Origin of the sequence: Gilliamella sp. Nev6-6 (assembly GCF_001690605.1) — a bacterium.
Lineage (GTDB): Bacteria > Pseudomonadota > Gammaproteobacteria > Enterobacterales > Orbaceae > Gilliamella > Gilliamella apicola_C.
The window spans coordinates 1-1,012 of record NZ_LZHP01000002.1 but is presented as its reverse complement, the minus strand read 5'-3'; the positions used below and the strand labels follow the sequence as shown (position 1 = coordinate 1,012).

Sequence of the window (1,012 nt, the reverse complement as noted above, 5' to 3'; positions counted from 1 at the left end):
GTCTTTCGGTGTTATAAATGGTTAGCCATTCTTCGGTTATTCTCCTTGCTTGTGCTAAGTTGTTAAAAAGATATAAATCGAGTACTTCAGTACGATAGGTACGATTAAATCGTTCAATATAGCCATTTTGATAAGGGCTACCGGGCTGGATATAATCAATGGTTATATCATGTGATTTAGCCCAGTTTATAAAGGTTTTTCCTGTAAATTCTGGCCCATTATCGACCCGTATTTTTAATGGATACCCATGATATTCGGCCAGTTTATCTAAGTAACGGGTAATCCTTCCTGCGGGTAAGCTTACTGCAATATCAATCCCTAATGCCTCACGATTAAAGTCATCGATGACATTGAATGTCCTAAAGCGACGTTGATTACGACTACTGTCACTCATAAAATCCATTGACCAACATTCACCTTGTTTATTGGGGACTAATAACCTTTCCGGACATCGTGGAGGAATGCGTTTTTTACGCTTTACCCTGAGATTAAGCTTTAATTCACAATACACCCGATATACCCGTTTATGATTCCATTGATAGCCAAGCTTTCTGATACGATGAAAACATTTAGGAAAGCCCCAGCGTAAATGCCGGTCTGTGATAGCATTCAACACCGAAACAATCACCGAGTCATCCTGCAACTTAGGTTGATAATAGTAAGCACAACGGCTTAAGCCAACAATAGCACAACTCATAACAATAGTAACCGAATGATTTTGTTGTAGTTGCTGTGCCCACGTTTTACGTGCCTTGGTGGGCACTAAAGCTTTTTTATGATTTCTTCCTGAAGCTGGGATTTTAAGCTCAGTTCGGCAAACATCTGTTTAAGCTTACGGTTTTCCGCTTCTAGCTCTTTTAAGCGTTTAATATCCGACGTTTCCATACCGCCGTATTTTTCTCGCCATTTATAGAAAGTTGAATTACCCATGCCATATTTACGGCACAGTTCTTTAACGGGAATACCCGCTTCAGCTTCTTTTAAAATAGCGACGATTTGATGTTCAGTCATT

The 1,012-nt window shown here is 39.6% G+C and carries 2 protein-coding genes; both read right to left on the bottom strand.

Annotated features, from left to right (window positions below):
• A partial coding sequence (locus A9G42_RS00290; protein ID WP_065652310.1) for an IS3 family transposase occupies nucleotides 1-763 on the bottom strand: 763 nt, incomplete at its 3' end.
• A partial coding sequence (locus tag A9G42_RS00285; protein ID WP_065580465.1) for a transposase occupies nucleotides 763-1,012 on the bottom strand: 250 nt, incomplete at its 5' end. The genes A9G42_RS00290 and A9G42_RS00285, both read right to left, overlap by 1 nt.